Source organism: Streptomyces cinereoruber (assembly GCF_009299385.1).
GTDB lineage: Bacteria > Actinomycetota > Actinomycetes > Streptomycetales > Streptomycetaceae > Streptomyces > Streptomyces bikiniensis.
The window spans coordinates 4,078,505-4,104,742 of record NZ_CP023693.1 but is presented as its reverse complement, the minus strand read 5'-3'; the positions used below and the strand labels follow the sequence as shown (position 1 = coordinate 4,104,742).

The following is a 26,238-nucleotide window of genomic DNA, read 5'->3' as shown; positions in this document are numbered from 1 at the left end:
GGGTCAGACGAGCCGTACGGGCTTCTCGGGGCGTACGCCGGTGCGCGCGAGCCAGTCCCGCAGGGGCTCGGGGTCGCCGTCCTCCACGAGGGAGAGGACGCGGGGGCCGAGGTCCGTCGTCCGCTCGCCCCCGAGGAGCAGGGCGGGCCCGTCGAGCCAGTCGAGTCCGGGAACCGCCTCGGCGGTGTCCACGGCCGCGCAGCAGACCATCGCGGTGACGTGGTCGGCGAGCAGGTCGCGGCCGCTGCGGGGCGGCTGGAGCGGGAAGAGCGGCAGGGGGCCGTCGGGGCCGCTGACGCCCTCGTACGCGCCGACGCCCTCGTACGCGGTGGCCCCCCGGTCCGGGACCGGGGCGGCGGCCGCCGTCCGGTCCCGGGCGCTCTCGGCGGCGACCCGGGCCTCCCGGGCGGCCTCCTCCCGGGCGAGCAGGGCGCTGAGGGCGCCGGCGAGCGCGTCGGCGGCGGGGTTGGGCGGGGAGTCGTCGTCGAGGTCGTCGAGAGGGTCGAAGTCGGCGAGGTCGGCGGAGCCAGCGAAGTCGGCGGAGTCAGCGAGGTCGGCGTGATCGTCCTGATCGGCGGCGGCTTCGATGGGGGTTTCGGTGGCTTCGGCGGTGGCTCCAACAGCCGGACCGGGCGCCGTCATCGTCAAGCGGTCGATCACGCGGGTCAGGGTCGGGCCGTCGGTCGGGGGCGGGGCGCCGGGGCCGGCGGCGGCCGCGTCGATGCCGTCGAGGACCTGGTGGAGCCGGGCCGCGTCCGTGCGCCACTTCCGGTCCACGACCTCTTCCGGGTACTGGCTCCACTCCACCGGCGACCAGTCGGGGCCCGGCTCCGCCGGGCCGCCGTGGAAGAGGCGGGCGGCGAGCAGCGAGGCGGCCTCGTCCACCGCGCCGGGCTCCTCCAGGAGGTCGCAGGCCGGCCGTTCGCCGAGCCGCGAGGAGAAGCCGTCCGCGAGCCGGTCGCGGCGGGACAGCTCGGTCAGGGCGGAGACCACGCCCGCGTCGAGCTTGACGGGCCAGCGGCCCATGCGCCAGGCGGGCAGCGCGACCCGGGTCAGGAGGCGGTCCCAGCCCGCGTAGGCCAGGCCGACCTGCTCCTGCGCCACGATCCGTACGCCGTAGTCGACCTCCTGGGCGCGCTCCGAGCCCGCGGCGGCGACCCCGCGCTCCATCTCGGCCGCGTGTCCGCGACAGGCGCGCAGCAGGACGCGGGCGACCTGCCCGACGCCCCGGGCGCCGAGGCGGCGGACCGGGTCGAGGCCGGGCGTCCGGGGCACGGCGATCGCGGCGTCCAGGCCGCGGACGAAGCGGCGGGCGGCGGCTATGTCGGGGTGGGCGGCCGGTCCCGTGCCGGCGACGACGGGGGCGAGGACCGCCCGCAGTTCGCCGACGCGCATCCACCAGAGGAAGGGCGAGCCTATGACCAGGACGGGGGCGCCGCCGGTCCCGCCGCCCGCGTGGTGCGTGCGGTGGGCGCGGTGCGTACGGTCCTCCAGCCAGCTGTCGCAGTCCGGGGTCAGGGCTATCGCGGCGGGCGCCGGGACGCCGAGCCGGTCGGCCAGGTCCCGCACGAGCCGGTACAGGTCGGGGGCCGCGGCCTCGGCCAGCTCCACCGTCGGCGTGGCGGCCGGGCGGGCCCGGGCGACGACGAGGGCGACGGCCGTGGCGGCGAGGAGGACGACGACCGCGAGGACGGTCACGACCCAGCGGGCCGTGCCCCATCCCGTACCCGAGAAGTGGCCGGTGACCTCGCCCGCGTACAGCACGACGGCCACCGCGGCGGGGAGCACCGCGAGGCCCAGTGCCCTGCCGCGGACGCGGAGGACGGCGAGGGCCCGGGAGCGCGCGGCGCGCGCACCCCACTCCTCGCCGACGGCGGAACCGGTGCCGGACACGCCGCTCATCATCCCCTCCTGCCCTGGTCGGGACTGCCTGTGGCGGTGTTGGTCACTCCCCCACTGTGGCACCCGTCACTGACATCGCAATGCCGGTGGGCCAAGTGCCGGAACGCCTGCGCCGCACCCTAGTTGGGGTGGTGGCGGCCGTCATCCGGATGGCCCATCCGTCACTCGATGGAATGGCTTTGGGCAAAGGTGATGGCGTTCGTGCGGCCGTGCGGTGCACCGCACGGCCGCACGAACGGTCATGGAGAAAACGGAGAAGACGGAGAAGACGCGGAGAACAGCGGGCTCAGGCCTCGGCGGCCTTCCGCGCGATGTCCGTGCGGTGCTGGGAGCCGTCGAGCCGGATGCGGCCGACCGCCGCGTAGGCGCGCTCGCGGGCCCGCGCCAGGTCCGTTCCGGTGGCGGTGACCGAGAGGACGCGGCCGCCCGCGCTCACCACGGCGTCGCCGTCCCGCTTCGTACCGGCGTGCAGCACGTACGCGTGCGGGGCGTCCAGCTCCGCGATCTCCTCCAGGCCGGTGATCCGGTCGCCGGTGCGCGGGGTGTCCGGGTAGTTGTGGGAGGCGACGACCACGGTGACGGCGGCGTCGTCCCGCCAGCGGAGCGGGGCCTGGTCGGCGAGGGTGCCGTTGGCGGCGTTCAGCAGGACGCCGGCGAGCGGGGTCGCGAGCCGGGCCAGGACGACCTGGGTCTCGGGGTCGCCGAAGCGGGCGTTGAACTCGATGACCCGGACGCCGCGGCTCGTGATCGCCAGGCCGGCGTACAGCAGGCCGGAGAAGGGGGTGCCTCGCCGGCGCAGCTCGTCCACGGTCGGCTGGAGGACGGTCTCCAGGACCTCGTCGACCAGCTTCGGGTCGGCCCAGGGCAGCGGGGAGTAGGCGCCCATGCCGCCGGTGTTGGGGCCCTCGTCGCCGTCGAGCGCGCGCTTGAAGTCCTGAGCGGGCTGGAGCGGCAGGACGGTGGTGCCGTCGGTGATCGCGAAGAGGGAGACCTCGGGGCCGTCCAGGTACTCCTCGATGACGACGCGGTCGCACGCGAGCGCGTGGGCCCGGGCCGTGGCGAGGTCGTCGGTGACGACGACGCCCTTGCCGGCGGCGAGGCCGTCGTCCTTCACCACGTACGGGGCGCCGAAGGCGTCGAGCGCCTCGTCGATCTCCCCGGGGGTGGTGCAGACGTAGCTGCGGGCGGTGGGCACGCCGGCGCCGGCCATGACGTCCTTGGCGAAGGCCTTGGAGCCCTCCAGCTCCGCCGCCTCCCGCGAGGGGCCGAAGACGGGGATGCCGGCCGCGCGGACGGCGTCGGCGACACCGGCGACGAGCGGGGCCTCCGGACCGACGACGACGAGGCCGGCGCCGAGCTCGGTGGCGAGGCGCGCGACGGCGTCGCCGTCCAGCTGGTCGACGGCGTGCAGCTCGGCGACCTCCGCGATTCCGGCGTTGCCGGGCGCGCAGTGCAGAGCGGTGACGTCGGGATCGAGGGAGAGAGAGCGGCACAGGGCGTGTTCGCGGGCGCCGCCGCCGATGACGAGGACCTTCACGCCAGCCAGGGTAGCCCGCGGGAGGGGATGCCCTTCGTACGGGCCACCGAGCGAGACGCCGCTACTCGTTCGTGTATTCCTCCACAACCGTGGCGCCGAGCTCGCGCACGATCAGGTCGTGACCGGAGAGGGCCGAGTCGACCAGGTCGGGGTCGTCCTCCTCCGGAACGTCGTCCTCCGGCGCCACGGGCTGCGGCGCGGGCGGGGTGTGCGCGGGCGCGGACGGCGTCTGCGCCGGAGGCGGGGACTCCGGTCGTACGGGGGCGGGGGCCGCCTGCGCGGGGGGCGGGGGCGGCGGGGCCTGCTGGAAGGAGGGCGCCGGGGCAGGGGCGGGCGGCGGGGCAGGGGCCGGGGCTGCCGGGCGGCCGCCGAAGGGGGCGGCGGCGGGCGGCGGCGCGGCACCGCCCGAGGGGTCGACGATCGCCTCGATCTTCCAGTGGACGTTGAACTGCTCGGCGAGGGCCTGCTTCAGGACGTCCTCGCTGCCGCTGCTCGCGAAGTTGTCCCGGGCGCCGGCGTTGAGGAAGCCGAGCTGGAGGGTGGTGCCGTCGAAGCCGGCGACCTGCGCGTTCTGACTGAGCAGGATCCACGTGAAACGACGCCGGTTCTTGACGGCTTCGAGGATCTGGGGCCACAGGTTCCGCACCTGGGTGGTGTCGCCGCCGGTGGGGGCGGGCGCGGGCGCGGCCGGAGCGGGGGTCTGCGGGGCTTGTACGGAGGTGGGTGCAGGTGCGGGCGTGGAGGCGCCGGGCCAGGCGCCGGGGGTGCTGCCGCCGCCGGGCGCGGCCGCTCCGGGCCAGGCACCGGGCCGGGGCCCGGCGGGCGCGGGGGTCTGCGCCGGCGCTTGTACGGGTGGGGGCGGGGGCGGGGCCACGGGGGTGTGGGCGCCGGGCCCGGGGACGTACCCCATGGGGGGAGCGGTGGGCGCGGTGGGCGCGGAGGGTGCGGAGTGTTCCGGGGGCCCGGGGGTGAAGACGGGCACGGGGGCGGACACGACGGTCGCGGCGGCGGTCGCGGCGCCGCGCTCAAGGCGATCCAGGCGCGCCTGGACGGAGCGCTCGTCGTCGTAGGCGGCGGGCAGCAGGACGCGCGCGCAGATCAGCTCCAGCTGGAGCCGGGGGGAGGTGGCACCGCGCATCTCGGTGAGGCCGGCGTTCACGAGGTCGGCCGCCCGGCTGAGCTCGGCGGCCCCGAAGACGGAGGCCTGCGCCTGCATGCGCTCGACCACGTCGGCCGGGGCGTCGATGAGCCCCTTCTCGGCGGCGTCCGGCACGGCGGCCAGGATCACCAGGTCGCGCAGCCGCTCCAGGAGGTCGGCGACGAACCGGCGGGGGTCGTTGCCGCCCTCGACGACCCGGTCGACGACCTCGAAGGCGGCGGCGCCGTCACCGGCGGCGAAGGCGTCCACGACGGAGTCGAGCAGCGAACCGTCCGTGTAGCCGAGGAGGGAGGTCGCCATGGCATAGGTCACGCCGGCCTCGGCGGCACCGGCCAGGAGCTGGTCCATGACGGACATCGAGTCACGCACGGACCCGGCGCCGGCGCGCACGACGAGGGGCAGCACGCCGTCCTCGACGGGAATGCCCTCGCGACCGCAGACCTCGCCGAGGTAGTCCCGGAGGGTGCCGGGCGGCACGAGCCGGAAGGGGTAGTGGTGGGTCCGCGAACGGATGGTCCCGATGACCTTCTCGGGCTCGGTGGTGGCGAAGATGAACTTCAGGTGCTCCGGGGGCTCCTCGACCACCTTCAGGAGGGCGTTGAAGCCCGCCGAGGTGACCATGTGGGCCTCGTCGATGATGTAGATCTTGTACCGGCTGGAGGCGGGCCCGAAGAAGGCCTTCTCCCGCAGGTCACGGGCGTCGTCCACGCCACCGTGGGAGGCGGCGTCGATCTCGATGACGTCGATCGACCCGGGCCCGTTCCGCGCGAGGTCCTGGCAGGACTGGCACTCCCCGCAGGGCGTGGGCGTCGGCCCCTGCTCGCAGTTCAGGCAGCGGGCGAGGATCCGCGCACTGGTCGTCTTGCCGCAGCCGCGGGGCCCGCTGAACAGGTACGCGTGATTGACCCGGTTGTTCCGCAGGGCCTGCTGCAACGGGTCGGTGACATGCTCCTGCCCGATGACCTCGGCGAAGGACTCGGGGCGATAGCGGCGGTAGAGCGCGAGAGACGACACGTGTACGAGGTTATAGGCGCGCACCGACAACCCGGGAAAACCACCGGGACCGGGGCCACAGGGGCCGCCGGGGCCACAGGGACCGGAGCCACCGGCCCCTCGCTCCCCTCGGCCCTGGCCGCCTCAGCCCCCAGCCCTCGGCAAGGGCGCGCCCGGCAGATCGACCCCGCCGGCCCCGAGATCGTCCCCGGGAACGCAAGCGCCCCCCACGCACCCGCCAGAGCCGACCTACCCTTGCTGCCTTCCGGCCCTGGGGGAGTTCAGTCAGATAGCGCCGCGTGAGGGGCTTCGCCAAGACTACCCGATACCGACGGCACCGGGAGCCCGCACCTCCCATTCGGACCCCCCTCCGACCCCACCCGGGATCGAGTTCGCGAGCACCCCCCTCGGTCATGTAATGTTCCCGGCGGAGGATTCGCCTAGAGGCCTAGGGCGCACGCTTGGAAAGCGTGTTGGGGGCAACCCCTCACGAGTTCGAATCTCGTATCCTCCGCCAGTGCCTCACCGGGCACGATGTCGAAGGGCCCCACCGTTCGCGGTGGGGCCCTTCGACGTTCCTCAGCTCCCGTTGTCCTGGTTTTTGTCCACAGCGGTTGTTTCCGGTGCTCCCCAGATCGCCGCGCCGATCTTCCGGGCCACTTCCTTCAGGAGGTGGTCGGGGACGTGGAGGTAGCGCGCCCGCATCCGCGCGGCCCCTCCCGGCTCCCAGCCCATGATCTGGTCGATCACCCGATCGGGAACGCTCAGCAGCATCAGCACCGTGCCGGCGGTGTGCCGGGCGTCGTGCAGGCGGCCGTCACGGACCGCCGCGTCCTCCAGGAGCCGCTTCCAGTCGTGGTAGTCGGTGTTTGGACTCAGGGGCCCGCCCAGAGGCTTGGTGAACACGTAGTCCGATTTCGTCCACAGGTCACCGGCAATCTTGCGCTCGCGTTCCTGCTCGTCCCGGTGGGAGCGGAGCATCGCGACCAGCGGCCCGGGAAGGGGCACCGCCCGACGCCCGGCCCTGGACTTTGTGTTCTTGGTCTCGCGCCGGGTCTGGACTCGGTCCGGGCAGTAGCCCGCCTTCCGCCCGCAGGGGACGGAGTCGGAGCAGCCGTGGGCGTACTTCGGGCGGAGCCGGTTCCGGCGCAGCTTCAGGTACTCGTTGTCCAGGTCGACGTCCTCCCAGCGCAATCCCAGCGTTTCGCCCTGGCGCAGGCCGAGGGCCAGGGCGAGCATCCAGCGGGCACTGTTCCGCCGCTTGTTCACTTCGAGCAGCAGGCGTTGGACCTCCTCCACGGAGTACGGCTCGACCTCCTTTTCGTCCTCCTCCATTCGCGGGGGCTTGGCGAGTGCGGCCGCGTTCTTGCTGGCGTGGCCGCGCCGTACCGCCTCGCCCAGCGCGGTGCGGGCCGTGCGGTGCGCTTGGTGGGCGGTGCCCGCCTTGCTGCCGGCCGTCTGCATCCGGCGGTACAGGCTTTCCAGGTGCTCGGGCTCCAGGCGGTCGATGCGGTGCTTGCCCACACCGGGGACGAGGTGCACGCGGACCGCGACTTCGTACCCGTCGTAGGTGTTCTCGCTCACGACCGGCTTGGCGATGTTCTCGATCCAGTGGAGAAGCCACTTCTCGACGGTCCACGGCTTACCGGGCTGGCGCGCCGAACCTTCGTCGCGCTGCTTCTCCAATCGGCGGACCTCGTCCACCAATTCCTTGCGCGTGGGGCGGGTCAGGTGACGGCGGTAAGGCGTTCCGTCGTCCTTGTAACCCATCGGCACCCGGGCGTGCCAACGCTCGTCCTTGCCGAAGTAGATAGCCGATTCGCCATTGGCTCGGCGCGTTCGCTTCTTCTGTTCTTCCATCGTGTTCCCTTTAGGCGGCCGGCCGGTGGGCACGGCGAAGCTGGGCGGCGAATTCGATGACGGCCTCGGCGGGGACCCGGCGGAGTCGGCCGACGGGGACGGACTCCAGCTCTCCGGTGCGGATGTAGCGGTAGCAGAGAGTCCGGCCGATCTGGAGGCGGCGGGCGGCCTCCTCGACCCTCAGCAGGACGAGCGTGTGGTCGACTCGCGAGTCGAGGTCTCGGTCATTCATCCGGTGCACTCCTCCGGGCGAGAGGGGACGGCCTGCGGGCGCAGGCGGCGTGTGTGTCCGAGGTGGGAATTTCTGCGTCATCGCGTCATCTGCGTCATTCGGGGGTCTGACCTGCGGTTTCAGGTGACGCAGGGGTTGGAGGCCTGTGTCACCCGTGACGCACTCGTCCGTCACCGGGGTGACGCAGATGACGCAGGATGACGCAGGAATTCGGGCTCTGCGTCACCCCTGTCGGTGCAGGTCAGGTGCGGTTTTTGGGGCCGTGGTGACGTAGGTGACGCAGCGTCTTTCTACTTAGGAAAAAGACGGGGTTGTCTTTGTTGTTGTGCGCGCCTTCAGACGCGAATGGGGAGCCGCGAAGCGGCACGTCCCTTGGGCGGCGGCGAGCCGCCGAAGAGCAAGAGGAGCACCCCGTCGCCAGGGCGCGGCGTGCTCCTCTTGCCTGTGCGGCCGGAGCCACGTGGCGCGGGTTCTAGAACGCCTGCTGCTGCTCGTCGGCCGGGGGCGCGGGTCGGGTCATCTCGATGTAGCGGGCCGTCTTGGTGCGGCCCCAGTCGACCAGGAGGCCGCGTGCGGCCAGGACGGGTTGGAGGCGCTTGAGGCGGTCGGAGAGGACTTTGCCGGTGGTGGGCCAGCCCTTGGGTAGGGGCCGGAACTCTCCCTCTTCGGTGTAGAGCTGGGTGAGGGCGTGCAGCCACTCGGCCGACGTCATCCGCAGCTCGCTGCCGGGTTCGATGTCGGCGGCGCGCTTGAGGACGGTCTGGGCGAGGATGTCGCCCTCGATGACGTCATCGTTCAGGTCGTCCAGGCTCGCCCGGTAAGCGTCCAGCGCGCCGAAGTTCCGGGCCATGTCGAGCTGGGCGCATAGGTGGGCGAAGTCGGCCATCCGTAGGTCGGTGGGGATGTCGGCCTGCGCGGCGCGGACCTCGACGGCGAGGTCGAGGACGGAGCCGAGGATCACGGGCAGGGCTTCGGCGAACTCGCCCCACAGTTCCGCCTCGGTCCGCCGCACCCTGGGGCGTTCCAGGCGGAGGGGGAGGAGGCGTTCGGCGAGGTCGGGGCGGATGACGCCGACGTCGATGCCGGTGAGCAGCATCGGCCGGCGGTAGCGGGAGCGGACGACGTCTCCGTCGGTGAACAGGGCGCGCTTGATGTTCTCCGCGCCGGTGACGATGCAGCACATGAGGTCGGAGAGGTCGGGGCCGAGGTGGGAGAGGTTGTCCAGGCCGGTGATCCACCCGGCTGCGACGGCGGTGATCAGGTTCTCCTCGTCCTTCGGAGCCCGCCGGAGATCGCCGCTCATGCCCTCGATGATCCGCACCAGCATCTTCCCGGCCGTGGACTTGCCCGCCCCCTGCGGCCCGGTGAGGAACGGGGCGGGGACGGGGGCGTCGGGGCCGAGGCAGCCGATCAGCCAGGCGAGGGCGAGGGCCTCGCCCTGGGCGTTGGCGAAGTTGCACAGCCGCATCAGTCGGTCGATGCCCTTGCCGTCGGTGCCCTTGACGGGCAGGGGCAGTTCGCCGGTGAGCTGGGTGCGGCGCCAGCAGACCTCGCGGGGGTCGGGGGTGCGGATGTCCCAGCCGTTGGGGTGGATGCGGACGGACTGGCCGTCGTCGCGGCCGAGGTCGAGCCAGGTGGCGCCGTCGTATCCGGGGGCGACGCGGATGTGGATGGGCTGGACGTCCTCGGTGAGCGCGAGTGCTTCGATCAAGTCGAGTGCCTCCTTCAGGGCGGTTCCGTTGAAGACGCCGAGCCCGTCGCGGAACAGGCCGACCATGAGTTCCTGCCGGTGGCTGCCGGTGGTGCCCTGGGAGCGGATGGGGCGGGCGACGGGGTGGCCGTTGCGCTGGGCGTAGACGGTGCCGTCGACCGTGCGGAAGTAGCGGAAATGGGCCCGTGCGTAGTCGCTGATGATCTGGCGGGCCGGGTTCTTCTCGTCCTCAGACATGGCTACATCCCCAGAGCCGTGGTGGCGTTGGACCAGGCGGTCTCGCAGTGCCGGACGGATTCGCCCTTGACCTGCGCCGCCATGAACAGGCGCCCGATGTGCGCTTCGGTGAGGCAGCCGCAGCGGCCGTGTGCGGAGAGCACCGCGAGGAAGGTCCGGTACACCGTCGCGTGCACCCCGCTGGTGGCGGTGCTGATGCGCTGCTCCGCCATGGCGATGCCGCGCTCCAGGTAGACGGGTGAGCGGTGCTGGCACTTCCCGCCGCCTGCCGGAGCGGGCGCCGTGACAGCGCGGGGTGCGGGCCGGGCGGCGGGCTTTACCTTCACCAGCTCGTGCACGGCGGCGGGGACGTCGGTCATGGGGCCGGTGCCGGGTCCGAGCCAGCGGGCGTAGGACATCGTGGACTTGATGTCGATGCCGTCGCGGACGGCGTTCACCGACCGGACGGTGCCCCGGTAGATCCAGTGCTCCCCGCGCTTGGTCGCCACGGTCGTGGTGGGCGGAAGCACGGAGCGGGCCCAGTCGATGGCGGCCGGGTTGTCGAGGTCGACCACGGTCACGCCGGCACCGCCGGGGTGGTAACCGATCGCCCGCGCCCGCCGCCACGCCGCCGCCCACTGCGGGGAGCCGACGACGTTCGGGTCGGTGGTGGCCGCCGCCCAGCCGTGGCACGGCCACGGGCAGGCGCACGGGCCGGGGACCCGCATGTTCGGCCGTCCGCCGCAGGCGAGGTCCTCGCAGGCGCCACAGTTGCCGAAGGGCCGCTTGTCGGCCCGCAAGGGCAACACCGGCAAGCCGCCTTCGGCGAGGCCGAGGGCGGTGACGGGGATGCTATTCACGCAGTCACCCCCGCACGCACCTGGGCGAGGAACTGGGCGCCGATCCAGTGGGTGTAGGCGGGCGGGATGGCCTCAGTCAGTTCCTCGCGGACGTCGGTCCACGTGATGCCCATAGCCGCCTGCAACTCGGGCACGGAGGGCTTGCCGCCGCCGTTGCCGTACGCGGCGACATACGGGCCGTCGAAGAACTCGCCGTGCCGCCACCCCCGGACCCGTCCCCGGTGCTTGGGATGGGCGGGCCGAGTGACGGACCAGCGGCCGAGTTCGAAGTTGCGGTGCCGCAGCACCCCGAGGGAGAACTGCTCGCCACACAGGGTCAGGTCCTTGCGGATCTTGGCCCGCCCGTTGGGCTGCTCGATGACGTACGGCAGACCGGACGCCTCCAACAGCACCCGCGTGGGCGGGACGAGGTCGACGTGGGTACCGCCCCAACCCTTGGACCGGTTGGTGCCCACGGTCAGCGCGCATCCGGCCTGGCACGGCGGCGAGGTGTGGACGAGGGCGAACCGTTCGATCTCGCCGGTGGCGATCAGGTCCGCCAGGTACTCCAGGGCATCGGCCCGGATGAAGGCGAAGGGGTAGTTGGGGCGCGGGCGGATGTCGACGCCGACGACGTCGAACCCGGCCCGCCGGTAGCCCATGGCCGCGCCGCCGGCGCAGCAGAACAGGTCCAGCAGTAACGGTCGGGCGGCGTGCTCTCGCCGAATGTCGGTGGGTTGGGTCATGCTGGGTGTCTCCAGTTCTCTTGTCCGGTACTGGCAGACGAGAGCGGCCCCAGACTTTGGCGAGGCGGGGGCCGCTTTCGACATCCGTGGGGACCGCAACCGGAATCGGTGGTTGCGGTCGTTCAGGGAGGCGGAGGCACCCCTGCCGGATGGCCCGTGGAGGGGGTTTCCGCAGGTGGCGGCGGGGTGCCTCCCTACCTCCCTAGATCGCTGTTTCCGCAGGTCAGACCCAGAGAGGTGGGTCAGGGAGGGGGTGAGGGAGTTCTCCCTGCCTCCCTGCCGGTTCGGGGGTGCTTCCCTGTCAGGCTTCGGCGGAAGCGGAACCTTCGTCGTCGCGGTTGGCCAGGGCGCGGGCGACGCGTTCGCGGCCGACGACCATGCGGCCGTCGGACTTGTACGGCCCCGCCCCGGCCTCCTCCAACACCTGCTTGAGATCACCGGGCGTCCAGGTGCCGTAGGTCTTCTCGCTGAGCGCGGACAGCCGCTTGAGGACATCGGCCGTCAGCACGCGCGGAGTGTCTCCGAGGACGCCGAAGATGTCCGCGAGCGCGTCCCGCTCCTCGCCGGAGTCGATGACGTGCAGGGTGGTGACCCCGTCCCGCAGCGCCTTGGCCCGCTCCGCGATGACCGTCGCGGTCTCGGTGTCGATGTAGTGCGTGCGCACCGTGATGGAGGCCTGTCCGGCGGGGATCTTGATGCCGTCGGAGGCGACCACGACCGTGCCCTTGTCCAGGCCGGGGCGGAGCAGGTTGGGTGCCGCTCCGCCGTCGACCGCCTTGTCTCCCAGCGCCATGCGGGCCTGGGATTCGGTGCCCAGGGCGAGGGAGATGCGGGTGTGGGCGCCTTCGCGGACGAGCTTGGGGAGGTTCTGGTCGGTGGGGTCCTGCGTCCCCTCGTACAGCAACACGTCGACGGCGCGACCCTGGTTGTGGACCTTGCGGGCGGCCATGAAGTACCGGGAAGTGGCCTTCGAGCCGCCGTAGGGGCGGCCGTCGTCGTCCTTGACCGGGCACATGAACGCCACCTGTGCCTCGTCCACCAGGCCGATGAGCGGGTTGAACTTCGTTCCGGGCGGGGCCTGGAGACGCCGCTCCATCTCCGCCACCAGGCCCTCGACCATCTCGGTTGCCTCGATGACGTGCTCGTCGGTCGGGCCCTGGATCAGGACCGTGGCGAGCCCGTCGAACATGGCCCAGTCCCCTGCGCCTTTGAGGTCCGCGACCCGGAACTCCACCGACTTGTCCAGCGCCAGCCAGAGAGCGAGGGCGCGCAGGGCGGCGGTCTTGCCCTGGTTGGACAGGCCCGTGATGAGCAGGTGTCGCTGATACAGGCTCAGGGCCGCCGCGTCGCCGCGCAGGTCCTGGCCCCACGGGGCCTTGCCCTTGGTGTAGTCGGCGGTCAGCGTCTCGTCGGTGACCAGCGGGGAGGGGCCGATCGGCTCGTCCAGGGCGCCGGAGTCCGCGATCCACAGGCGGACGGTGCGGGCGGCGGTGGGCAGGGTGATGAACACCTCGTGCTCATGCCGGGCCAGGTTCTCCGCCAGCTTCCTGCGCCGCCCCTGCACCTCCTGCGTGGAGACACCGGAGGGAAGGGTGACGTCGACCTCGACGCCGCATCCGGCGATCCGGATCGGCCCGAGCATGGCCGCGCCAGCGTCGCCCATCTCGGTGATGGCCTTGCGCAGCGGCGCCACCCCCAGGTCCCGCAGCGCGGTCACCACGATGGACGGCGTGATCGGCGCACTGGCGTCGTCGCTGCGGGAGTGGGCGGGAAGGGCCCACTGCGGTGCGGCGGCGCGGTGGCGTCCGACCGCCCACACCCCGGCCAGGGCCAGCCACGGGCCGATCGCGACGAGCGGGCCCCAGAGGATGGTGATCAGGGTGACGAGCAGCCGGATCAGCTCCACCAGGGCCATGAGCGGAGTGACGACGTCGGTGACGTCCTTGTTCGCTATGGCCAGCGCGATGCCGATCGCGATCAGGACGCCGATCGAGCCGCCGGCGCCGTAGGCGGCGCCCTTGACCAGCTTCTCCGGGGCGGTAAGCAGGTCCATGCGCCGCTTGTGCCGCTCCGTGCGGAAGCGGTGCAGCCGTTCCTCCCACTCGCCCGCGGCTTCGTAGTTCCCGGCCGCTTCGGCCGCCCGCAGGAGGCGTTCGTAGCGGGCGCCGGTCCGCCCGTCCCACGCGCGGCGGGCCACGATGCGGGTGCCGCCGATCACGTAGGAGCCGTGGCGGACGCTGACGCGGGCCACCTGCCGGGTTCGCTCGTGCTTCACCGCACCCACCACCGTGCGACGGGTGCGGACGAACACCCACACCGGACGCGACTTCTTGGCGGGCTCCGGCACCGCCGTCAGAATCGGCGGAGGCGCGCTGGTCTGTTCGGGGTCGGGGTCCTTGAAGAGGGGGACGACGTTGTCGGTCATGCTGGGAGTGCTCCTGCTCTCTGCTGAGGGTGGGTAGGCCCGGGGTGGTCGGACGTCTTGGCGGAGGAACGGCCGCCCCGGGGCGGAGCTACTGGGACTTCTCGGCGCGCTTGCGGGCGCCGTCGAGGATGCGCTCGACCTTGCGCTCCAGGTCGGACCGGTCGACGTCCTCACCGGCGACGCAGCGCTTGGCCATGCGGGCGACGTACCAACCAACCTGCGCGTGCTCGGCGGCGGTCAACTTCGGGTACGGGTCCTGTGCGGTCATCGGTTCACCACTCCTCGGTGGTCACGGGGCCGGTAGGGGTGTTGGTGATGCCGCGCCCGTCCCAGGCGGCGGTGTCCTGGTCGGCGGTCTCGCCGGTGCTGTCGGTATGGGGGTTGGCCTCGCACCTGGCGGTCAGCGCCCTGTCTCCGGCCTGGGGCACGCTCACTTTCCCTTCCGGCCCCGGCGGACCTTGCCGATCGACTCGGCGGCGGCCTGACCCTCCGGGCCGCCGATGGACTTCACGACGCTCACGACGCCCCAGGCGAGGACGGTGGCGAGGAAGGCGAGCAGGGCCAGGTTTGCGGCGATGGCAGTCAGGGCGCCGACCAGGAGGGGGCCGAAGTAGACCCCAGCGGCGACGGTGCCGGCGCCGATGCCGGAGCCGAGCGCGATCCGCTGCACCGTCCGGTCGGGCGGGGCCTGGTGGATGTGCTGGTGTACCACCTGCGGGGCGGTGGTGGGCTGGATGGGGGTGGGGAGGTGGTCGGTGTAGGTGTAGGTGCCGTCGGGGAGTTGGACGACCCGGATGGGGTCGGGGAGGTTCGCCATGGGTTCTCCCAGGTCAGAGGTGGCCGTTAGAGTCACGGGTCATGGGGGATCAGCGGAGTCGTACGAAGCCGTGCAAGTGGTGTCGGCGGCCGGTCGCGTACCGGTCGTGGTGGCGCTCGCGCCGGTACTGCAACCGGTGGCACCAGACCCGGAAATGGATCTCACGGATCCTGGAACTGTTCGGCGAAGCCGCCAGTACCTAACCGCCGCTCAGACGGCATCCGGGAAAGCGCAAGGGGCGCACATGCCAAGCGAGGCGGGGATCCGGTATCCGGCGTCCCGCCCGCACTCCGGACACACCCGGCGGGCGGCGTTCGCGCGCTCCAGGGCCGCCCGCTTGGCCGGGGTCATGGGACGGACCGGGCGGGCCAGGTCGACCCGGTAGAGGTAGGCGACCAGCGGGCCGCGCCGCCGGCGGGGCCGTTCGAGCTGGGCCACCACCGGCTGACCACCCGGCCGGAGCCCGAGGGCACGAAGCTGCCGGAAGGTCGCCAGACCCTCCGGAGCCAGACGCCACCGGTAGACCGGCAGGGCAGTCATGCGGCTTCACTCCGCTCACCCTTGAGGGTGTCGCGCAGCCACCGGCCCTTCTCGGTCGAGGTGCGCAGGGCCTTACGGATGCCGTCGGCGGTCAACTGATCCACCGACCACGCCTCGGTCAACTGCCTCGCCTCCAGCAGGAGTTCATCCTTCGTGCGGCGCGGCTGAGACGACTTCGCGGCGGCGGGAACCCGACCGGTCGCCCGACGGCGCGGTGCCTGCTCGGCCGCGACCACCCGCACCACGGCCCGACCAGTCGGCTCCTCCGGCACGGGCGGGGCGGGCTCTTCCCGCTTGACAGGGCCGGGGTCGACCGGAGCAGGTTCCAAGGCCCGTACAGGCAGGTCAGGGGTAGACCGTTCCGTATGGCTCTGTTTCGATTCCTCCAGATTCTGAGAGTCGACCGGTCGGATGGGCCGATCGACCTCCAGGTCCACCGTCAGACCGGTCGGAGCGTCGACCGGTCCAGCGGCCAGGGCGAGGGCGGTCGGGGCGCCGAACATGTCGGCCAGGGCCGCGTCGGCTCCGTCGGTGACCCGCTGGCGCTGGACATCGAGCAGCCGATCGCCCAGGGCGAGGTCTCCGGCGCCGACCTTCCGCGCCAGCTTCCAGGAGGTCCGCTCCGACTTCGCCCGGACCTTCTCGTCGGGGTGGTTCGCGGCGCGGGCCCGGTGGTAGGCGAGGGCCTGCACGATCGCCGCCGCGCGGGCCTCGGACTCGGCGTCGCGACCGTCGCGGTAGACCACGATCCTGCGGGCCAGGAAGGCGGCGCCCTCGGCGGAGGCGGTCATGCCCATGGGGGTGAGGGCGTAGATGACCATCTCGCCCGGGGTCTTGGCGGCGGTGACGGACATGGCGGAGGCGGCGGCGGGAAGAGCCCACAGTCCCGCCCGGATCACCTTCGGCGAGGACTGCCCCAGCAGCGTCAGCCCGAGCAGCACGATCGCCAGCACGGCGGTCGCGCCCTCACCGGCCGCGACCGCACCCACCGCCGTGCCGGAGCCGAAGGCGGTTTTGATGTTGGTGAAGGTGCCGTACCCGCCGGCGCCGCCGGTGGCGAGCATCGGCACGAACGCGGCCCCCAACACGATCTTCTGGAGCCTGCTCAGCTCCTTGCCCGTGGCGCTCATGCCTCACCTCCCGGCGCGGGAGGGTTGGTCAGGCCGGTCATGGCGGCGATCTGATCGCCGGTGAGCTTGGTGTTCTCGTTCATGGTGTGGGCGACGGTGCGGATCTGAGGCCAGAGCCGGTCGATCCGGCGCCAGGCCATGCCCCGAACCTGGCCCCAGGACTTTCCGCCCGGCGGGACGTGTCCGATGCCGAGCCGGTAGCCCATGCCGGCGAGAACGTCGACGGCCTGGTCGCGGTCGTGGGTGCCGGGGCAGGCGGCGGCCCGCTCGGGCGTCCACAGGCCGTAGTCCATGAGGTAGCGGACCTGGGCCAGCGATCCGGCGGCGGCCTGCGCGGCGAACCGCCAGGGGTGGACGTCCTCGATCCGGGCAGCGCTGAAGTTCGTCCGGCCGGTGACCGTCGACTGCCCCGGACCGCTCAGCCAGGCCATGACCTCACTGGACACCAGGTGCATGCCGTGGACCAGAGCCAGCACCGCGTGCCCGGCCTCGTGAAAGGCCGTGCCTAGCAGAGCCTGGTCGTGAGTGAGACCCGTCCGGACACCGGCCCGGGGACGGCCTCGGTGGTCGACCAACAGGTCCCGGTCGGGAACGGCGGTGGTCAGCACGCGGCACCGCCCGACTGCGCCAGGCCGGCGCGGTTGGTCAGGTCCCGACGCTCGACCATCACCCGGTTGCGGGCCCGGCGGATGCGCCGCTCGTCCAGCTCGGTGACCGGGCGGTCCAGGGTCATGATCTGCGCGTCGAGCAGGTCGACCTCCGCCAGGATCAGCGGAAGTTCCTGCTCGATCGCGTCCAGCTCCGCATCCGACGGCTCACCGTCGAACGGGGTGGCCGTAACAACGGCCTGAAGTGCAACGATGGACTTCATTGGGTGTGTTCCTTCCAGACAGGAACGGCCCGAAACGAGGCCCCGGCGTCCTACCGCCGGGGCCTCTCGCCGTTGGAACCATCCGGCTCCCTGCCACCCCGCCCGTACGGCACCCCGCGAGGGGCCCGGACGGGCGGAGGAGGCAACCGGCCACAGCCACTTAGCGGCTGCGGAGGGGCTTCATAACGCTGTTCCATACGCGAGGACAGGACTCGCGTACGCCGCCCGCTTGTCGCTGGAGGGGGGCGGATGCCTCAAAGCACGCTGTTCAGTTCTCTAGGAGCTGTCGCTTCCATTGAGCCGTTTCAAGGGCTCTCCGGGCGCCGGGAGCAGCCCAAAGAAGGGCCTCCCTGCCCGCCAGTCGGTTCAGATAACCGCCCAGCGGGCACGTCCCTAAGGTTCCCTAGGGTTCCCTGCGGTGTCAAGCAGTAAGCTAGGGAACCTCAGGGATGTCACGAGAGGGAGCGAGCGACATGGCAGGCCAGGCCGACAATCGGGCGCCCTACGCGAGGATTGCTGCTCACTACGCTGAGCTGATCTCTACTGGTGAGCTTCAGCCGGGGACCCTCATGCCGAGCATCAAGAACCTTTCGGAGGAGTGGAAGGTAAGTACGGCCACAGTCGAGAAAGCCCTGCGTAAGCTGCGCAACGACGGACTCATTCGCGGAATCCACGGCATCGGTACAGAGGTTCTGGATCAACCCGCTCCCATGTCCTCCGGATCTCAGCGACAGGACCGGGGACGCCGTACAGGGTCTAGTTGGGGCGACGGAGAACGCTCCGACTCACACCAGGCCGCAGTGGTGCCGGCGCCCGCCGATGTGGCGCAAGCCCTGGACATTCAGCCTGGCTCCGAAGTGGTGCGCCGCAGCCGTGTCTATCGCGACCGCCACGGCATCGTCGCGCACAGCACATCGTGGATCCCCGCTCGCTACGCCGAGCTGATCCCGCAGCTGGCAACAAGTGAGCGCCTGATAGGGGGAACCTCGCTCCAGCTCATCGCAGAGGCGACGGGGCATCCGATCAGCCACCGCATTGACACAGCTTCCGCCTCTCTCCTGACTGCGGAGCATGCGCGACTCCTGGAGTTGGATCTCGACGACTCGCCCGCGGACCCGGTAGTCGTCATGACTGCGAAGTTCGTGGACAGCGAGGGCACCGTCGTTGAGTACGGCGTAGACCTTGGTGGCCCTGGGAGGACATGGCGGACGGAATCAGAGGTAGTCGCGTGAGCGGCGCGGACCAAGTGCAGAAGACCCCCGCACCATCCCGTCGGCCGTTCTGTGTCTTCATGGTCGGGCTCCCCGGATCCGGCAAGACCACCCTGTCCCGCGTCCTCACCGATCGCGGATTCGTGCGCCTGTGCCCGGACGAGGAGATGTTCCGCCGGCACGGCGTCTACGGGGTGGACTTCCCGCGAGGACTCTTCCCGACCCTGGAGCGTCCGGTCCTCGAAGACACGGCCGTAGAACTCAGGGCGCATCTGAAGGCAGGACACGACGTCGTGGTCGATCACGGCTTCTGGACGCCCGAGGACAGGGCAAAGTGGCGGTCGCTCGCCATCGAGGCAGGAGCAACTTCCCTCCTCGTCTACCTTGCTGTGAGCCACGACGAGTTGTGGGAGCGGGTCAGCAAACGCAACGAGTTCCACGCGAATGATCCCAACGCGATCTACTTCTCGGAGAGCGACCTCCAGCGATACCGCACCCGGTTCTTTCCCCCCGAGGCCGAGGAGTCGCACGTGCTGTACGACGGCAACCCCGCGACCGTGCTCGGCACCCTGGAGGGTTTGGGCTGACTCCTGGCGGCCCGACACCAGCAGCATGCACAACGCCAGATGTGTCCGCAGCCCGCGAGCCTGCCGATGGCCGCAGGGTACGGAAGTTCGGCCTGGTCGACCCAAGTTCCGAACAGGGGCATGCACCAGGCCTGCTCTTTCGAACTACGGGTTCCACAGCAGGAGACAGAGTAATAAGGTCTAGGCTAGCGAGTGAGGTTCGGTGACCCTTCCAGCAGGAACAGTCACGAAAGGAAACGGCGGAGAAGATGGCTCAAGCCCCACCCCCTTCCGGTTTGGCCCGCATCGAGAGTTTGCGCGTCAAGAACTATCGAGCTCTTCGCGACCTGCAACTTTCAGACATTACGCCGCTGACCGTTGTAGCTGGACCTAACGGCAGCGGTAAATCGACACTGTTCGACGTATTCGCATTTCTAGCCGAATGCTTCGATGATGGACTGCGACGCGCATGGGATAGGCGGGGACGCGGAAGGGAGATTCGCTCTCGCGGAGCTGAAGGTCCTGTAGAATTCGAGATCAAGTATCGAGAGCCAGGGCTGAGCCCCATCACTTACCAGCTTGCCATCGACGACGGCAAGCGCGGTCCAGAGGTCGTATCCGAATCTCTGCGATGGAGGCGCGGAAAGCAGTATGGACACCCCTACACATTCCTCGACTTCAAGAACGGCGAGGGCACCGTAATTACGGGAGACACGCCAGAGGAACGCGACACACGAATCACCGAAAAGCTGGACTCTCCTGACCTGCTCGCAGTCAGCACACTAGGCCAATTGGCAGCCCATCCACGGGTAAGCGCTTTGAGGCGATATATTACAGGGTGGTACCTTTCCTACATCTCGGCCAATGACACCCGGGGAATCCCCGAAGCAGGCCCACAAGAACGCCTATCCAAGTCCGGCGACAATCTTCCCAACGTGATGCAGTTCCTCGCCGAACAGCACGAAGACCGCCTAGAAGAGATTCTCTCAATCCTTGCGAAGCGAGTGCCGCAGCTTGAGAAGGTGAGGACAAAACCGCTGGACGACGGTCGTCTTCTTTTGCAGCTCAAAGACGCACCGTTCTCTGATCCGGTCCAATCTCGCTGGGCTTCCGACGGGACGCTCAAGATGCTGTCCTACCTGGTGGTCCTGTACGACCCTGAGCCGCCGTCCCTGATCGGCATCGAGGAGCCGGAAAACCATCTACACCCTAAGCTCCTTCCGGAACTCGCCGAAGAATGCAGGGCGGCCGCCGAGAGGAGTCAAGTTTTCGTCTCTACGCACTCCCCGTTCCTCGTAAACGGCATCCGCCCGAATGAACTCAGAATCCTATATCGAGACAAGGATGGATACACTCGCGCATTCCGCGTTTCTGATAGCGAGCAAGTCAGATCGATGATTCAAGCAGGAGCACTGCTGGGCGATCTATGGATGGAAGGGTACTTCAATGTAGGTGACCCCATCACCCGTAGAGGCCGGTGAGTGCACAGAATGCTACAACTCCTTCTGGAAGAGCCGAGTGCTGAAGTAGCGCTACGGATCATCATTCCTCGAATGATTCCTCATGCAGAAGAACACGTAAACTACGAGTTGCGCGTCTTCAGCGGCAAAGATGACCTCCTTCGCAAGCTCCCGAGCCGGTTGCGCGGTTACTCATCGTGGGCACGCAACTTTGACGTACGAATTCTAACTCTAGTAGACAGGGATGACGACAACTGCGTATCCCTCAAAGAGAGAATCAATCGGATTGCAGTCGATGCGGGTCTGAAGCTTCACCAATCTGGGAGCGCCGGATTTGGAGGATGCTTCAAGGCTCGAATCGCGTGCGAAGAAATCGAAGCCTGGTTCCTCGGTGACCCTGCCGCTATCAGAACTGCGTATCCGAAGGTTGCTAAGTCTTTTGAGCATCGTGCGGGCTTTCGTGATGTGGACGCGATTCGAGGCGGAACCTGGGAGAGACTGGAAAAGCTCCTCCAGGACGCCGGCTATTTCTCGAATGGACTCCGCAAGCTTGAGCTTGCCAGAACTCTGGCACCCTTGCTCAGCCTCGAAAATAACTCCTCCGCAAGCTTTAATCACTTCTGCAATGCTCTGAAAGAGATGTTCCCGGAGGATGACTCCACATGAACGGTGGGTGACTTCAACACCACGGGGCGCGGGGTCACAAAGCAGTCTCAAGGCGCACCGGGCGATCCGGCAGTGCGGATCAGGTGGACCCAGTAAGGCCGGACCACAGCTAGAGCGGCGGCTGCTGTCCCATGACGCGCTCAGGCGGTCTGGAGGCAGCCTGTAGGGCTGCGGCGCTGGACGGCCTCGCCCAGCGCCGCAGAACAGAAGCGCTTGGCGGCAACCCAAGGAAGGGTGCCGGGAGGACGGTCGTCAGACCCACGCGTTGTCCTGGTCTTTGTTCAGTACGCCATAGGACGCAGCCGTTCACCGGTATCCACGCACCGGACTGGACGGTCCCATGAACGCCCATGAACGCCCATGGATGGCGGAGCGGACAGTTGGAAAGCGTGTTGGGGGCAACCCCTCACGAGTTCGAATCTCGTATCCTCCGCAGCCGCCTGAACAGGCGAAACGAGAAGCCGAGCCGCAATATGCGGCTCGGCTTCTCGTCGTACTCCGGCTGCATTTCCGGTTGCGCTCACATGCATTCGATTCGGATGTTTCGGGCAACTGGGCCCCGCTCTCACGGCTTCGCTGATGCAGGTGCCCACCATCGGGGGAGTGCTGCCCCGTACGGCATCCGCGGATCGCAGGGGTACGACATCCTTGCAACCCCCCGGCGGGCCTCCCCGCCGCCATGGTCCTGATCCCGCGAGGTGCCCCGGCATGAAGCCCCGATCGACGCTGGCGACTTGGCTGGGCGGCCTCGACGGCTCTCGTCTGGCACGCGTGCTCGAGAGGCGGAGGGACGCGGCGGCCGCCCCGGAGCCGCGCTCGGTGGGGGAACTGGCCGAGCGCCTTCAGCGCCCGGGATCGGTGGCGCTTGCCCTGCCGCGGCTCGCGCAGCCACACCTCCAAGTGGCCGAAGCGCTGGCGGCACTGCGCGCGCCCGCGTCGCGCGATGCCCTGGCGGAGCTGCTGGAAGCGGCGGACGACGAAGCCGTCCGCGAGCTGGACGCCGTACTGGAGGCTCTGGCCGATCACGCTCTGGTCTGGTTCGACGGCGCGGGGAAGCTCCGCATGGCCGGAGCGTTGCGGCACGCATGGGACGCGCCCCTGGGTCTGGACGCCCCGCTGGAGGAACTGCTCACGGGCACGACCTCCGACGAGCTACGCGACATGCTGGCGGCACTGGGGGTCAAGCCGCCGGGCACCAAGTCGCAGCGGCTGGCCGCGCTCGCGGAACACCACGGCGACCCGGAGCGCGTCCTCTCCGTGCTCGCCGAGGCCCCTGCGGCGACCCGGAAGCTGCTGGAAGACCGAGCGGGGGCGAGACCCGCGCGGTTCATCATGTCCGGGAGTCCGGACCCCGATCCCGAACCCGAACCGGGCGCTCGATGGGCACTGGACCGAGGACTCCTGATCGAGGACCGTCACCGCTACGGTCCGGCCCGTATGCCCGCCGAGGTGGCGCTCGCGCTGCGCGGGCCCGGCCGGCACGCGCCGTTCCAACCCGTTCCGCCTTCCGTGGAACGGGTGTCCGTCGCCCCGGTGGATGTGGACCGCGAGGCGTCGGCCGTGGCCTCGACGTTCGCCGCCGGTGCCGCCTCGGTCCTGTCGGTCTGCTCGACGACCGCGCCGGCCCGGTTGAGGTCCGGCGGGATCGGTGCGCGTGAACTGGCACGGATCGGCAAGGCCGCCCACGCCGACGACGCCGTCGTACGCCTCGTCCTGGAAACCGCGTACGCCGCCGGCCTGATGGCCCGGAACGGCGACCACGTGGCCCCCACCGGGGCTTACGACGCCTGGGCGGAACAGGAACCCCCCGAGCAGTTCGCCGTACTGCTCCAGGCGTGGTGGAACCTGGCGCTCACCCCCACCCGGGCACGCGACGAGGACGGCAAGGCGCTCCCCGCGCTCGGCGCGCCGCCCTGCAACGGCTGTGTGCAGTCCCGCCACGGGCTGCTGGCCGCAGCCGCGCGGCTCCCGGCAGGGCACGGCGTGCGGGTCACGGCGGATCTGGGGCCGCTGATCGCCTGGCACCGTCCGTTCGCCGACTGCTCGCTCCAGGAAGACACGCCGTTCGCCACCGCGATCCGCGAGGCCGAACTCCTCGGCGTACTCGCGCGAGGTGCCCTGTCCGCCCTCGGCACCACCTGCGGACCGGCGACCCGGAGGCACCGGACGTCGAGTGCCGCCGCTTGCTGCCCTCGGCCACCGCGACGGCCCGGCTCGGCGCCGACCTCACCGCCGTCGTCACCGGCACCCCGTCCGCGCGGCTGGCCGCGCTCCTGGACTCCGTCGCCGACCGGGAGACCAGCGGCACGGCGTCGGTGTGGCGGTTCAGCGCCGCCGGCGTCCGCCGGGCCCTGGACGCCGGGCACACCCCCGAGGACATCGCGGCCGACCTGGCCGCCGTCGCCGCCGGGCCGCTCCCCCAGCCCCTGTCGTACCTGATCGCCGACACCGCACGAGGCCACGGGCGGGTACGCATCGCCCCCGCCGCCTGCGTCCTCCACGGCGACGAGCCCGCACTCCTGGCCGAACTCGCCGCCCACCGCAAGCTCGCCAAGCTCGGGCTGCGCCGATTGGCCCCGACGGTGCTGATCAGCCGCAGCCCGCTCGACGCGACCCTCGCCGCTCTTCGGGCCGAGGGATACGCCCCCGTCGCCGAGACCGACGAGGGAACGGTACGCATCGAGAAGACCCGGCCCCGGCGGGCCGCCGCTGCCGTTCCGGCTCCGCGCGGCTCCAGGGCGAGGGGCGCCGGCCGGACCGCCGCCCCGAGCCTGGCGAAGGGATCCGCCGACTTCGACCCGAGCGCGTTGGCGACCCGACTGCTGGCCGCCCCGGCCACGATTCCCGACCCGGCACCGTTCGAGGGCGGAGCGCCCTTCGCCACGGACACCGAGGAGATCGTCGCAGGGTGGGCGAAGCAACTGCCGTACACCGACGTCCGCCAGCTCGCCCACGCCATCGACACAGGTCAGGCCATCACCGTCGAGTACGTAGCCGCCTCCGGCAACCTCACAGTACGCACCCTCAGCCGCCTCGAACTCGCCCCGCCCCACCTTGAAGCCTGGTGCCACCCGCGAGAAGACGAACGCGTCTTCACGCTCTCCCGTGTCCACGGGGTCATGCCGACGTGAATCCATGACATCGATGAACCATGAGAGATATAATTACTTCCATAATTGATATACGGGAGGCGCACATGAGCCGGACAGTGATCGACCTCGATGACGAGCTGGTGGCAGACGTAGCCAAAGCCCTGGGCACCAGCACCAAGAAGGAGACGGTCAACACAGCCTTGCGCGAGGTACTGGAGAACAGGCGGCGGGCACTGGCCCTGACCCGCCTGCGCGCCGCGGCCGACGAAGGCGCGTTCGATCTGACGCTTCTCGAGGACAAGCGGAACTACCGACGGTGAACGCCGCGCTCTACCTGATCGACACCAGCGCCCTCGCCCGATTCATGCGGGGCGACGCGGAACAGTACGGCTGGGATCAGGCAGCGGCCGCCGGCCTGATCGCCACAAGCCCCATCACGGAGCTGGAGTTCTTCCACAGCGCCCGATCGGCCGCCGACCGGGCACGCGGCATCGAGGACATAAGGCTGCTCTTCGGTTGGGTCCCCGTCGACGACCGCGCTTACGACCGGGCCTGGCAGGTCCAGGAGGCCCTCACCAAGCAAGGCAAGCACCGCAGCGCAGGCGCAGTCGATCTCGTTGTCGCAGCGACTGCCGAGCTGCAGGGGCTCACCCTCCTGCACTGTGACCACGACTTCGAATGCATCGCCGCAGTAACCGGCCAGCCCCTCCAGTGGTACGGCCCGAAGGGCCGTAAGTAGTCGAGGGGTGGTTGCAGTCCTGGTTGCGTTCGCCTCCGTCCGGGGCCGTCCACAAGGAGGCGATGCACAGACTCCGTCGCAGGTCGGGACGCGCACGACCCTCGCCGGGCCCCTGTACGAACACTTTGAAAGCGTGGTGGGGGGCAACCCCTCACGAGTTCGAATCTCGTATCCTCCGCCACGGCTGAACAGGCGAAACGAAGGTCCCAACCCCCAGCGGCCGGAACCTTTACCTTCCTCCGTCGTCACGCCGGAGCAGGCGGTTCAGCTGTCGGCAACGTCGCCTGCCGGCACACTTCGCCACGACGTCCTGGAACTCGGGCGTTTGGTGCAGTGCCCCCTGGTCGTTCGTCAACTTCATGTCTCCCGTAGCCGGACCAGGGTCAGGGCCCTCGGGAAGCCGTTCTTGCGTACGCAGGCACTGAGCGCCTTGGCCTCGGTCAGGAACAAGGCCAGCACAGTCACGGTCGGCTCGGGAGCCGCAGCGGGAAGCTGGCCCCGGCACTTCGCCTCGGCTTCCGTCATGACGGCGAGTTCGTTCGCGTCTTTATCCACTTGGTCACGGTTCTGATTGGATGCACTCCGCCCAGGCCTGTTCGCCTTCGTTCGAGCAAAGCCGCCCTTGAAGCTTCACCGCAGGTGAGGAGGGTTAGGGCGCGGCCTACGACCGCCCCGTACGAAGGTTTGGAAGCTCACTGGGAACAATCCATCACCAGTTTGATTCTCGTACCTTCTGCCAGTGCATCGCCGGGATCATCAACGTTCCTGAACCCTCACGTCGCCTGCGCCCTGAGCCACGCCAAAAGAGGCTTTCTTGAAACTGGCCTCTTGGTTGACGGGTATGCAGCCCGAGACGGAGACGGCCAGGTTGACGACAGCAAGGGCCAAAACGGAAGGGACTACTGACAACCAGCCCACGCCCCCCTCAGCCAGCGCATCCTAATGATCACTCCTATGGGGTGAGGCTCAGCAAGATTACTTTATTCACCAGATCGAGGGGATAAACGCGGGAGGGACGTTCCTGCGTCATCGGGCATGCAGTAATCCCGATACTTTCTGTGGCGACCAACCCGAGTACGACGAGCAGAGGGTGTTTATGAGGAAGTTTACTGCAGCCCTGGTAACCGCAAGCCTGTTCTTTGGAGGGGCCGGAGTGGCGGTTGCCGACTCCTGGCACCCCCTCAAGGAACCCTTTACCACTACGGGGGCGAAGTTCCAATCTGTGGAGTACAAGTGGGAGCCTCCAGGTGAAAAGCGCGGCGCCTTCCGCTTCAGGGGTGTGCTCCGCGATACCAACGACCGCGACGGCCACAACGTCTACTTGCAGGCCAAAGCACACGACTACCGCTGGCAGCGCTTCGATGGCGTACAAAAGCGCAGTATCTCCATCGAGAAAACCGTTCATGACGGTGCGACCCGCTACACCAATACGGCTGACATGCGAGTTTGCAGGAACCGCGGCTCGCTGCGCCCGGACAACTGCTCGCACACCCGGACGTTCAGGCGCTAGCAGTCTTCACTTGGGG

Annotated in this window: 24 protein-coding genes, 1 tRNA gene, 1 other RNA gene and 1 pseudogene; 9 read left to right on the top strand and 18 right to left on the bottom strand. The window is 69.8% G+C overall.

The genetic code is table 11. The features are described from left to right. Positions 1-3: 3 nt before the first annotated feature. From CP977_RS18355 to ffs, 4 genes are all read right to left on the bottom strand, one after another. Entirely contained in the window at positions 4-1,902 is a 1,899-nt protein-coding gene (locus CP977_RS18355; protein ID WP_152370499.1) for a M48 family metalloprotease, read from the bottom strand. A 286-nt stretch (positions 1,903-2,188) separates the two neighbouring features. Beyond that, a complete protein-coding gene (gene purD, locus CP977_RS18350; protein WP_062753548.1) occupies positions 2,189-3,439 on the bottom strand; it encodes a phosphoribosylamine--glycine ligase in 1,251 nt (416 codons plus the stop codon). Between the two features lie 61 nt (positions 3,440-3,500). Continuing rightward, complete coding sequence (locus CP977_RS18345) at positions 3,501-5,612, bottom strand: DNA polymerase III subunit gamma and tau (RefSeq protein ID WP_152370498.1); 2,112 nt, start codon at positions 5,610-5,612, stop codon at positions 3,501-3,503. A 192-nt stretch (positions 5,613-5,804) separates the two neighbouring features. Next, an RNA gene (gene ffs, locus CP977_RS18340) (signal recognition particle sRNA small type) lies at positions 5,805-5,903 on the bottom strand. Between the two features lie 117 nt (positions 5,904-6,020). Between ffs and CP977_RS18335 the strand changes: the two genes are divergently transcribed. Beyond that, positions 6,021-6,108 (top strand) — tRNA-Ser (locus CP977_RS18335). A 62-nt stretch (positions 6,109-6,170) separates the two neighbouring features. On the opposite strand, the gene CP977_RS18330 is transcribed toward CP977_RS18335, so the two are convergent. The 13 genes from CP977_RS18330 to CP977_RS18275 form a co-directional block, all read right to left on the bottom strand. Next, entirely contained in the window at positions 6,171-7,451 is a 1,281-nt protein-coding gene (locus CP977_RS18330) for a tyrosine-type recombinase/integrase (protein WP_152370497.1), read from the bottom strand. A 10-nt stretch (positions 7,452-7,461) separates the two neighbouring features. Continuing rightward, complete coding sequence (locus CP977_RS18325; protein WP_152370496.1) at positions 7,462-7,683, bottom strand: helix-turn-helix domain-containing protein; 222 nt, start codon at positions 7,681-7,683, stop codon at positions 7,462-7,464. A gap of 472 nt (positions 7,684-8,155) precedes the next feature. Continuing rightward, the gene (locus CP977_RS18320) at positions 8,156-9,631 is read right to left on the bottom strand and encodes an ATP-binding protein (RefSeq protein WP_152370495.1); all 1,476 of its coding nucleotides are present in this window, start codon (positions 9,629-9,631) and stop codon (positions 8,156-8,158) included. A gap of 2 nt (positions 9,632-9,633) precedes the next feature. Then, complete coding sequence (locus tag CP977_RS18315; RefSeq protein WP_152370494.1) at positions 9,634-10,470, bottom strand: bifunctional DNA primase/polymerase; 837 nt, start codon at positions 10,468-10,470, stop codon at positions 9,634-9,636. Continuing rightward, complete coding sequence (locus tag CP977_RS18310) at positions 10,467-11,195, bottom strand: DNA cytosine methyltransferase (RefSeq protein WP_152370493.1); 729 nt, start codon at positions 11,193-11,195, stop codon at positions 10,467-10,469. The genes CP977_RS18315 and CP977_RS18310 overlap by 4 nt, the downstream gene beginning before the upstream one ends. Before the next feature lie 301 nt (positions 11,196-11,496). Further along, a complete protein-coding gene (locus CP977_RS18305; protein WP_152370492.1) occupies positions 11,497-13,620 on the bottom strand; it encodes an FtsK/SpoIIIE domain-containing protein in 2,124 nt (707 codons plus the stop codon). An 88-nt stretch (positions 13,621-13,708) separates the two neighbouring features. Beyond that, on the bottom strand, positions 13,709-13,888 hold the full coding sequence (locus CP977_RS18300; protein WP_152370491.1) for a DUF6257 family protein: 180 nt from the start codon (positions 13,886-13,888) through the stop codon (positions 13,709-13,711). A 4-nt stretch (positions 13,889-13,892) separates the two neighbouring features. Next, positions 13,893-14,048, bottom strand: coding sequence for a hypothetical protein (locus tag CP977_RS34130; RefSeq protein WP_167308909.1), 156 nt, complete (start codon positions 14,046-14,048; stop codon positions 13,893-13,895). Positions 14,049-14,050: 2 nt separating this feature from the next. After that, positions 14,051-14,437, bottom strand: coding sequence for a DUF6251 family protein (locus tag CP977_RS18295; RefSeq protein WP_152370490.1), 387 nt, complete (start codon positions 14,435-14,437; stop codon positions 14,051-14,053). A 210-nt stretch (positions 14,438-14,647) separates the two neighbouring features. After that, complete coding sequence (locus CP977_RS18290) at positions 14,648-14,977, bottom strand: RRQRL motif-containing zinc-binding protein (protein ID WP_152370489.1); 330 nt, start codon at positions 14,975-14,977, stop codon at positions 14,648-14,650. Beyond that, a complete protein-coding gene (locus CP977_RS18285) occupies positions 14,974-16,107 on the bottom strand; it encodes a conjugal transfer protein (RefSeq protein WP_152370488.1) in 1,134 nt (377 codons plus the stop codon). The genes CP977_RS18290 and CP977_RS18285 overlap by 4 nt, the downstream gene beginning before the upstream one ends. Further along, entirely contained in the window at positions 16,104-16,562 is a 459-nt protein-coding gene (locus CP977_RS18280; RefSeq protein ID WP_236071796.1) for a hypothetical protein, read from the bottom strand. Before CP977_RS18280 ends, CP977_RS18285 begins: the two co-directional genes overlap by 4 nt. Before the next feature lie 146 nt (positions 16,563-16,708). Continuing rightward, positions 16,709-16,978 carry a DUF6284 family protein gene (locus tag CP977_RS18275; RefSeq protein ID WP_152370487.1) on the bottom strand — a complete coding sequence of 90 codons (270 nt, stop codon included), beginning with the start codon at positions 16,976-16,978 and terminating at the stop codon, positions 16,709-16,711. A 473-nt stretch (positions 16,979-17,451) separates the two neighbouring features. Here CP977_RS18275 and CP977_RS18270 point away from each other — a divergent pair, with 473 nt between their 5' ends. From CP977_RS18270 to CP977_RS18240, 7 genes and pseudogenes are all read left to right on the top strand, one after another. After that, positions 17,452-18,210, top strand: coding sequence for a GntR family transcriptional regulator (locus CP977_RS18270; RefSeq protein ID WP_152370486.1), 759 nt, complete (start codon positions 17,452-17,454; stop codon positions 18,208-18,210). Next, a complete protein-coding gene (locus CP977_RS18265) occupies positions 18,180-18,776 on the top strand; it encodes a P-loop nucleotide/nucleoside kinase family protein (protein ID WP_152370485.1) in 597 nt (198 codons plus the stop codon). Before CP977_RS18270 ends, CP977_RS18265 begins: the two co-directional genes overlap by 31 nt. Before the next feature lie 275 nt (positions 18,777-19,051). After that, positions 19,052-20,236 (top strand): AAA family ATPase, encoded by a 1,185-nt coding sequence (locus CP977_RS18260; protein WP_229991612.1) that lies wholly within the window; start codon positions 19,052-19,054, stop codon positions 20,234-20,236. 9 nt (positions 20,237-20,245) lie between these two features. Next, on the top strand, positions 20,246-20,881 hold the full coding sequence (locus CP977_RS18255; protein ID WP_152370483.1) for a DUF4276 family protein: 636 nt from the start codon (positions 20,246-20,248) through the stop codon (positions 20,879-20,881). 708 nt (positions 20,882-21,589) lie between these two features. Then, positions 21,590-24,012: pseudogene (locus CP977_RS35515) on the top strand (helicase-associated domain-containing protein). 65 nt (positions 24,013-24,077) lie between these two features. Next, positions 24,078-24,293: a type II toxin-antitoxin system VapB family antitoxin gene (locus tag CP977_RS18245; RefSeq protein ID WP_109186718.1), complete on the top strand. Its 216-nt coding sequence runs from the start codon at positions 24,078-24,080 to the stop codon at positions 24,291-24,293. Continuing rightward, positions 24,290-24,712, top strand: coding sequence for a PIN domain nuclease (locus CP977_RS18240; protein ID WP_152370482.1), 423 nt, complete (start codon positions 24,290-24,292; stop codon positions 24,710-24,712). Before CP977_RS18245 ends, CP977_RS18240 begins: the two co-directional genes overlap by 4 nt. A gap of 357 nt (positions 24,713-25,069) precedes the next feature. On the opposite strand, the gene CP977_RS18235 is transcribed toward CP977_RS18240, so the two are convergent. Next, positions 25,070-25,267, bottom strand: coding sequence for a hypothetical protein (locus tag CP977_RS18235; protein ID WP_152370481.1), 198 nt, complete (start codon positions 25,265-25,267; stop codon positions 25,070-25,072). Between the two features lie 598 nt (positions 25,268-25,865). On the opposite strand from CP977_RS18235, the gene CP977_RS18230 reads away from it, so the two are divergent. Further along, a complete protein-coding gene (locus CP977_RS18230; RefSeq protein WP_244412632.1) occupies positions 25,866-26,222 on the top strand; it encodes a hypothetical protein in 357 nt (118 codons plus the stop codon). The last annotated feature ends 16 nt before the right edge of the window (positions 26,223-26,238 follow it).